Below are 8,177 nucleotides of genomic sequence, written 5' to 3' on the forward strand. Positions count from 1 at the left end.
CGAGGTCGCCGCGCCGGTGCGCGAGCGCGTCGCGCGCCGCGTCGCGCCGGTCGGCCGGCGCGTCCGCGACGGCGACCGCGGCCAGATGGTCGACGAGCTGCTCGCAGCGCGCGCGCGGCCCATTCGCGGCGGTCGCGCCGGCGTCCGCGGTCGGCGCGGCGTCCACGGCCGCCGGTGCCAGCGGCGCCCCGCCGGCCGCGTCCGCGGCGACCGGCGGCCGCGCGGTCGCGCCGGGCGCGGCCGGACGAGTCGGCCCGCCGCACCCGGCAGCCGCCGCGAACGCGACCGCAAGCCGCCACGCCACCGCCACGCGCAGGCGCGCGCCGCGCGTCCGGGGCGCGCGCACGCGCGTCTCGGCGACCGCCCCGGCGGCGCGCGCCGCGCGGCGCCGCGTCACCGCTTCTTGCGCGCCTTCTTGCGCGCCTGCTTGGCCGCCTTGCGCTTGGCCTTGACCTTCTTGCGCGCCGCGGCCTTGGTCGGCTTCGCCCCGCCGCCCGGCGTCCCCGGCGGCGTGAACCCGGGCGGCATCCCCGGCACCTGCATCTGCGGCATCGCACCCGGCAGCCCCGGCATCGCGGCCGCCGGCGCGCCGCCGGGCCCGCCGCCCATCAGCGCGCCGAGGTCGAGCCCCGACAGGCGCTTCATCTGTCGGAACTGTTTGAGCCCCGGGATCTTGCCCATCAGGCCGGTGCTCGCGCCGAGTTGCACCATCATCTGTCGCATCATCGCGAACTTGTGCAGCAGCTCCTTGACATCGGCTTCGCTGCGCCCGGAGCCGGCCGCGATCCGGCGCACGCGGGACGGGTCGTAATCGGCGCGCCGGCGCTTGGCCTTCTTGCCGGCGTTCGACGTGATCTCCTCCCACGACGTCTTCACGAACACCGACGGATTGCGGCGCTCCTGCATCGTCATCGAGTTGATCATCGACTCGATCTTGACGAGTTCGCGGTCGTCGAGGTTCGCTTCGTCGGGCAGGCCGTCGGGGAAAAACGGCAGCTTGCCCATGAGGTCCTTGAGCGACCCCATCTTCTGAATCATGCGGATCTGCTCGAGGAAGTCCTGCATGTCGAACTTGCCCTTGAGCATGCGGACCGCGTCCTCTTCGGCCTTCTCGGCGTCGACGACCTCCTCGAAGTCCTTGACCAGACCGACGATGTCGCCCATGCCGAGGATGCGCGACGCCATGCCGTCCGGCCGGAACTCCTCGAGTTTGTCGAGCGACTCGCCGACGCCGAGAAACTTGATCGGCGCCCCGGTGACCTGCTTGACCGACAGCGCCGCACCGCCGCGCGCATCGCCGTCGAGCTTGGTGAGGATCACGCCGTCGAGGTTGAGGCGCTCGTTGAATCCGGCCGCCGTCTTGACCGCGTCCTGACCGGTCATCGCGTCGATGACCAAAAAGATGTTGGCCGGCTGCGTCGCCTTGTCGATCTCGGTGAGCTCCTGCATCAGCGGCTCGTCGATCGCGAGGCGCCCGGCGGTGTCGAACAGCACGACGTCGCGTCCGCTGTTGCGCGCCTCCTGTACGGCCTGGACGCAGATGTCGACCGGGTCGCCTCCCTCGATCGAGAACACCGGCATGTCGAGGCGCTCGCCGAGGGTCTTGAGCTGGTCCACCGCGGCGGGCCGGTACACGTCGGCCGCGACCAGCAGCGGCTTCTTGTTGTGCTTCTTTTGCAGGTAGCGCGCGAGCTTCGCGACGGTGGTGGTCTTGCCGGAGCCCTGCAGGCCGACGACCATGATGCCGGTCGGCCCCTTCTTGGCCCACCGCAACTCGGTGTCGACCGGGCCCATCATCGCGACGAGCTCGTCCTGGCAGATCTTGACGAACGCCTGTTGCGGTGTGATCTTGACCGTGCCGTATTCCTTCGACTTGGCCTTGAGGCGCACCTGCTCGCCGCGCGCCGCCTCGCGCACGCGGTCGAGGAACTGCTTGGTGACCTTGAACTCGACGTCGGCCTCGAGGAGGCTCATCCGGATGTCGCGGAGGGCCTCGTCGATGACGTCGTCGGTGAGCTCGGCCACGCCCGACAGGCGTTGCCGAGCTGCCCGGAATCCCTTGGAGAGGGTGTCGAACATGGCGAATGAACTTTCTGGAATCGGTTTGGCGGAAGTGGTGTCTCATAACACGTCACCGCCGAGGAGACCACGAGGGAGGACCGAGTGACCGATTGCAGACGGATGGCCGCGATCGCGGCCGCACTGGCGCTGTGGAGCCCCGCGGGCGCGCGGGCCGGCGCTCCCCGCGCCGGAGTCGAGTGTGCGCTCGTCGAGGACGGGGCACTCGAAGCCGACGGACTGCTGGACGACTGGGCCGGCATCGCCGCGCGCGGCGACGGCGTCCGGGTGCGGTGCGCGCACTCGGAGCGGACGCTGTATCTCGCCGTCGAGGTGGCGGACCCGGACCTCGTGCGCACGAGTCCGAACCCCGCGCGCGCCAACCAGGACCGCCTCGACGTCCGCATCGGCGCCGACCGGTGGTGGACCGCGATCTCGGTGCTGCCCGGCACGCGCGGGTTCCCGCCGGTCTATCGCTGGAACGGCAAGCGCGCGCCGGCCGCCGTGCGCATCGCCGACGCGGCGCAGCGCCGCGGCTGGGCGGTCGAGATCGCGGCGCCGCTGGCGCTCGTGCGCGCGTGGGGGCCGGACACGCCGAAGCTGGCGTTTTCTGCCGCTTACCGCGATCGCGGCGACCGCCCGGTCGCGGGCGCGCCAGCCCTCGCCGGTACGCTGCGGTTCGCCGGCGCCACCGACGCCTACGTGGCGCTGTTGCGCGCCGCCGGCCTGCGCCGGCGCGACGTGCGCGTCGACCGCCTCGTCGACCTCGACGGCGAACGTGGGGTGGAGCGGGTCGTGATCGGTGGGCGCGTCATCGGCGTCGTCACGCGCGGGTACCGCTACGTCGCGCTGCCGGTGCGTTCGCCCGAGGACGTGCTCCACGCGCAGGTGGTCGACCTCGACGGCACCGGCCGCCACGCGATCGTCACGGTGCATCGCGAGTACGGCAATGGCGGCAGCCGGGATGTGCTCGCCGTGTGGTATCTGCAACCGACGGGAGATCTGGTGCGAGCGCTCGCCGCCGAGGTGCGCAAGCAACTCGGCGACCGCGTGCTCACCAACCGCTGGCGGCTGGTGCCGCGCGGGGCGCGGCGCGGGCGGCGCGCGCGCGGCTTCGAGCTGCACATCGAGGCCGGTGACGCCGTCGGTTGGGATGCCACGACGTTCGACGACGTGCCGCCGGAGGACATGCGGCCGATCCTCACGCCGTGGGGCGAACAGACGTCGGCGGTGTTCACGTTCGCCGGCGGCCAGGCGCTCGGGGGCTGACGGGCCGTCGCGGTCGCGGCGTGCGCCGGATCACGCGGCGGTCCGTCGGTGCGTGCTCACCGCGGCGGCGGTGCTACGCTGGCGACATGATGCGCGCGATGGTGATTGCGGCCGCGCTCGCGGCCGGCTCCACGGGCTGTCACTTTTACTTCGGCGACGACGATGACGGGGACGCGGACGCGGGTTTCGTCGATTGGGACGCCGCGCCGCCGCCCGTCGTCGACGCGGCGGCGCCGGACGCGCCGCCGTGCGTGACGGTCGACGCCTTCCTCGAACGCTTCGGTGCGTGCATGGCATTTGCCGACTGGCAGGCGGCGGGCATGTGCGCGGTGCCGTCGCAACCGACGCCGCTGGGACAGTGCAACTCCTGCCACGCCGACGGCACCGGCGGCGTGCTGCTGTCCGAGCGGTGCGAGGCGACGTTCGACGCCACCCGCACGCGGCCCTACGTGCTCGGCCTGGTCCGCCCGGTCGACGACGGCGCCGGATGCTTCCGGGGGTTCTCGTCCGGGTCGTGGCTCGCCACCGAGGGCAGCGATCGGCATTCGCCGACCTACACGTTCTCGCCCGAGCGCCGCCAGGCAATCGCGACGTTCCTCGACCTCGCGTTCGCCAAGTACAACGATCCCGCGTTCGACTGTTCCGCGCAGTAGCGCCGGCGCGCGGAGTCTCCCCACGCCGCGAGAATCGCTCTATGCTCGGCGGCCGTGCCGCGGCTCACCCTGGTTGCCGGCGTCGTCGCCGTGTCGTTCGCCGCGCTGTTCGTGCGGCTCGCCGCGCCGGCATCCGGGCTCGCGGTCGCCGCGGGACGGCTCGCGATCGCCGCGGCGTTGCTCACCGCGTGGTCGCCGCGCGCGCTCGCGCGGTGGTGGGCGTTGCCGGCGCGCGAGCGCGGGCTCGTCGCGCTGTCGGGCGTGTGCCTCGGGGCGCACTTCGGCACGTGGATCGAGTCGCTGTACCTCACGTCGACCGCGTCGTCCGTGACGCTGGTCGCACTGCAACCCGTGTTCGCGGCGGCGCTGGGACACTGGCTGTTGCGCGAGCGCGTCGGCGCGCGCGAGGCGGCCGGCATCGCGATCGCGGTCGCCGGCACCGCCATCGTGGCGGGCGGTGATTGGCGCGCGGATCCCCGCGCGCTGGCGGGGGACGCGCTCGCGCTCGCCGGCGCCGCGCTGGCGGCTGCGTACTACATCGTGGGCCGGCGCATGCGCGTGGCGATGGATCTGGTGCCGTATCTCGCGGTGGTGAACCTGTTCGGCGCCGGTGTGCTCGCACTCGCAGCGGCGGTCGCGGGTGTGCGCATCACGGGGTTCGCATGGCACGTCTATGCCGCGATCGCGGGCGCTGCGGTTGTATGCTCCACCTTCGGGCACACGCTGCTCAACGTATCCGTGCGGCGCGCCCCCGCGCACCTGGTGTCGCTCGCCATCCTCGGCGAGCCGGTCGGCGCGGCGCTGCTCACCTGGATCGTGGTGGGGGAGACGCCGCCCGCGCTCGCGGCCGCCGGCGGCGCCGTCGTGCTCGCCGGCATCGCGGTCGGGTTCAGCGGCCGCGGCGCCGCGCCGACCGCATGACGCGGCTCACGCGGCGCGCGCAAGCAGCGCGACGAGCGCGGCCAGCAGCGTCGTCCACGCGGCGATCGCGATCGCCGTGGCGCGGCGCGCGCGGGCGGCGTCCCACCAGCCGAACGGCCGGATGCCCTGGGCGAGAAACGTGACGACGCCGGCGAGGTTCACGCAGATCAGGTTGATCGCGACCAGGTGCGCGGCCCGTGCGGCGGCGGCCAGGTGGCCGGCGCCCGCGAGCATGCCCAGCGTCACCGTCGGCGGCAGCAGCGCCACCGCCACCATGACGCCGATGAGCGCGCTCGACATGCCGGTCGTGACCGACAGGGCGCACGCCGCGCCGGAGGCGAGCGCGAGCGCGACGTCTTCGTAGCCGACGTGCGTGCGCGCGGCGATCGCGGGCGCGGTGGGATCCGCGCCCCAGATCGCGCCGGCGGCGAGCGCGAGCGCGAGCGCGACCGCACCGCCGGCGAGCCCCGAGCCGGCCGAGCGCACCACGAGCGGCACGTCGCCGAGGGTCGTGCCGAGCGCCAGGCCGAGGTTGGAGCCGAGCAGTGGCGCGATCACCATCGCGCCGATGATGACGGCGGTGTCCCCGCGCAACAGGCCGATGGCGGCGACGATCGACGACAGGACGACGAACGCGAAGAACGCGAACGACGGCTGCGCGGCCTGCAGGACGTCGGCGTACAGCTCCTGCCGGCCGAGGCGTTCGCGGCGACCGCGCACGCGCACGGGGCGAGGCCGGGGCATCACCGCCTCGACCGGCAGCGACGCGACGTGAAAGCACTTGATCGGCGCGAGTCGTTCGATCAAGCGGTCGACCGCGGTTTCCGCGTCGCGCGCGTCGACGAGCAGCTCGGCGTGGGCGGTGTCGCGATCGACGCGCCGCACCCACGCGTGGACGACGGGGATGTCGTCGAGCATGGACTCGAGTGCGTCCGCGTCGTCTTCGGCGCAGGAGAACTTGAGGATGCGATACGCCATGGCGCGGCGACGATACCAACTGCGCGGTCCGCGCCTGCGGCGAGCGCGCCGGCGCCGTCCGATTTACGGATAGACGATGCGGACGACCTGCGTGTCGCCGGAGAGTTGCGAGCCGACGATCACCGCGGCGGCCACCGCGACGGCGCCGCCGATCGCCGCGTACATCCACCACGCCTTGGCCGCGCGGCGGTCGGTCGCGGGTCGCGGCTGTGCCGCCGCGGCCACGGTCGGTCCGCCGCGGTCCCAGGCCAGAACCTGGGCGCGAGCGACGGCGACGACGTCGCGGATCTGGTCGATCGTGCCGCCGCCGACGAGGACGGCGACGGGGCGGGCCGGCGGCGGCGGTGCCGCCCACGCCTCGACGCGGACGACGCCGGTCGCCGGTGCCGCAGTGACCAGCACCGCGATGCGCGCCCCCACCGCGTCGAGCAGCTGATGGAGTTCGCGCGGGGTCGGCTCGCGGTCGCCGGTGCGCCAGGCCGCGACCCAGTCGCGGACGGCGAGCGCACGCGGCGGCGGCGCCCCGGCGAGCGACAGGGAAACCTCCATCGGCGCGCGCCCCCGCACGGTGAGCGCGGTGGCGGCGGTGCCAGCGGGGCCTGCAGCGGCGACGACGTGCTCGCCTTCCGGCAGGTACACGGTGACGGGCGATGCCCCGGCGACAACGTGGTCGACGTACACGGTCGCGCCGGCCGGGGCGGTCGCGATCGACACGGGGACCGCGAAGTTGTTGGAGGTCGCGTCCACCTGCGGGTACCGCGCCCACACGTGCGCGGGCACGCCGGGCGGCGGATCGGCGCCGAGGCCGCGCAGGCGCGCGGCCAGCGCATGACCGCGCGCGTCGTCGTCGCCGGCGCACGACAGCGCGTAGCTGTAGGCCTGAATCAACTCGGCGCGCACGTCGTCGCCGGCGGCCTGGCGCGCGGCCAGGGCGAGCACCGCGCGGTCGGCCGCCGCCGCGGCCGCGGCGCAGTCGAGCGCGCCGAACGCGGTGCGCGCGCGGTCGAGCGCCGCGGCGGCCTGGCGCGCGGCGGCGTCCACGGCGTCGCCGGCGAGCGCGGCGGCGAGCGCCGGGTCGCGGATCGGAGATGTACCCGGCACGGCCGCGACGGCATCGGCGAGGGGGGCGCGCGTCTCGCGCAGGGCCGCGGGATCGCCGGGCCGCAGATCGATGATGGCGACGGGCAGCGGTGCCGTTCCGGCTGCGGCGCCCTGGGCGCGCGCGTCCGCGGTCATCGCGGCGATCGCCGCGGCGACCGCGGCGACCGTCGCGGCGCCGCGCGACGGTGCGCGGCGCGCGGCTGGTCGAGCGACCGTCCGGTGGGGCACGACCGGCGTCATCGCGACGCGCTGACGGAGCCATGGCATCCGTTCACTCGAGCGCCTCGACGGTGAACCGGACGAAGAACTTGTTGAGCGCCCACACTTCCTGGGCGCGCAGGCCGTCGAACTGGATTCCCGCGCCCGACTCGTTGGCCCACCGCACCGCGCCGCCGACGGAGATCGGCTGCTCGTATTCGGGGATGCGGAACGACACCTCCACGCGCGTGCCGAGCGGCAGGCGCGCCGGGTGCGTCACGAAGCAGCCACCGAGCGACAGATTGGTGATCGTGCAGTCGTAGGCTTGGCCGCCGTGGCGGAGTTGCGCGCTGAGGTGGACGGGGTGGCGGACTTGGGAGCGGCGGTTCGACACGGGGGCATTGTAACGAATTGGTACGGGGGCGCGGTGCGGCGGTGCGCGTCGAGGCGGGCGCGGCGGACGGGGAACGCGGTCGTGCTCGGACATCGTCGCGGCAGGGGGATGTGTCGAGAGGGGAGCGGCGGACGGGGGAACGCGGCCGTCCTCAAACATCCTCGCGGCTGGGGGAGGGTGCCGAGTGCGCGGGGAGTGGGTGCCGAGCGCGACCGGGGGTCGGGGCCGCTGCGGAACTGCGGGCGGCCGCGGATCCCCGTCCGCCTCGCCGCGGCGCGCGCCCGGGGGGCGCGGGCCTGTCAGCTGCGGGGCGCGCGCCGGGCGGACGGGGGCCGTCGGCGATGTCGCGGGGCGGGGCGCGACCGAGGGTAGCCGGCAGAGGGGGCGATCGGCGGTCGGGGGCGCGCGGCCGTCCTCACACATCCTCGCGGCTGGCGGTGGGGGCCGAGCGCGCGAGGATCCGGAGGCGGCGCCGGCGGCATCGGGGCCGCTGCGGAACTGCGGGCGGCCGCGGGTCCCCCGTCCGCCTCGCCGCGTCGCCACGCCGGACGCGGGGGCAAGCGCCACGGGCCGCGCGGGCGCGCGGCGGGGGATGGGGGCGCGAC

General features: G+C 74.6%; 8 protein-coding genes. 3 read left to right on the plus strand and 5 right to left on the minus strand.

What is annotated here, in order from left to right; translation table 11 throughout:
• On the minus strand, positions 1–397 hold a 397-nt coding region (locus D6689_18015; protein RMH38965.1), incomplete at its 3' end, for a hypothetical protein.
• Entirely contained in the window at positions 394–2,079 is a 1,686-nt protein-coding gene (locus tag D6689_18020; protein ID RMH38966.1) for a signal recognition particle protein, read from the minus strand. The genes D6689_18015 and D6689_18020, both read right to left, overlap by 4 nt.
• A 102-nt stretch (positions 2,080–2,181) precedes the next feature.
• Here D6689_18020 and D6689_18025 point away from each other — a divergent pair, with 102 nt between their 5' ends.
• The 3 genes from D6689_18025 to D6689_18035 all read left to right on the plus strand — a co-directional run bounded on the left by D6689_18025 (position 2,182) and on the right by D6689_18035 (position 4,901).
• Positions 2,182–3,327, plus strand: coding sequence for a hypothetical protein (locus tag D6689_18025; protein ID RMH38967.1), 1,146 nt, complete (start codon positions 2,182–2,184; stop codon positions 3,325–3,327).
• Positions 3,328–3,413: 86 nt separating this feature from the next.
• Positions 3,414–3,980, plus strand: a complete 567-nt coding sequence (locus tag D6689_18030; protein RMH38968.1) for a hypothetical protein — start codon at positions 3,414–3,416, stop codon at positions 3,978–3,980.
• Positions 3,981–4,013: 33 nt separating this feature from the next.
• A complete protein-coding gene (locus D6689_18035; protein RMH38969.1) occupies positions 4,014–4,901 on the plus strand; it encodes a DMT family transporter in 888 nt (295 codons plus the stop codon).
• 6 nt (positions 4,902–4,907) lie between these two features.
• On the opposite strand, the gene D6689_18040 is transcribed toward D6689_18035, so the two are convergent.
• The 3 genes from D6689_18040 to D6689_18050 form a co-directional block, all read right to left on the minus strand.
• Positions 4,908–5,879 carry a TIGR00341 family protein gene (locus tag D6689_18040; protein RMH38970.1) on the minus strand — a complete coding sequence of 324 codons (972 nt, stop codon included), beginning with the start codon at positions 5,877–5,879 and terminating at the stop codon, positions 4,908–4,910.
• A gap of 63 nt (positions 5,880–5,942) precedes the next feature.
• A complete protein-coding gene (locus D6689_18045) occupies positions 5,943–7,220 on the minus strand; it encodes a PEGA domain-containing protein (protein ID RMH38971.1) in 1,278 nt (425 codons plus the stop codon).
• Between the two features lie 31 nt (positions 7,221–7,251).
• A complete protein-coding gene (locus D6689_18050; protein RMH38972.1) occupies positions 7,252–7,995 on the minus strand; it encodes a hypothetical protein in 744 nt (247 codons plus the stop codon).
• Positions 7,996–8,177 lie beyond the last annotated feature (182 nt).

It is taken from the genome of Deltaproteobacteria bacterium, from assembly GCA_003696105.1.
Taxonomy (GTDB): Bacteria; Myxococcota_A; Polyangia; order Haliangiales; family J016; genus J016.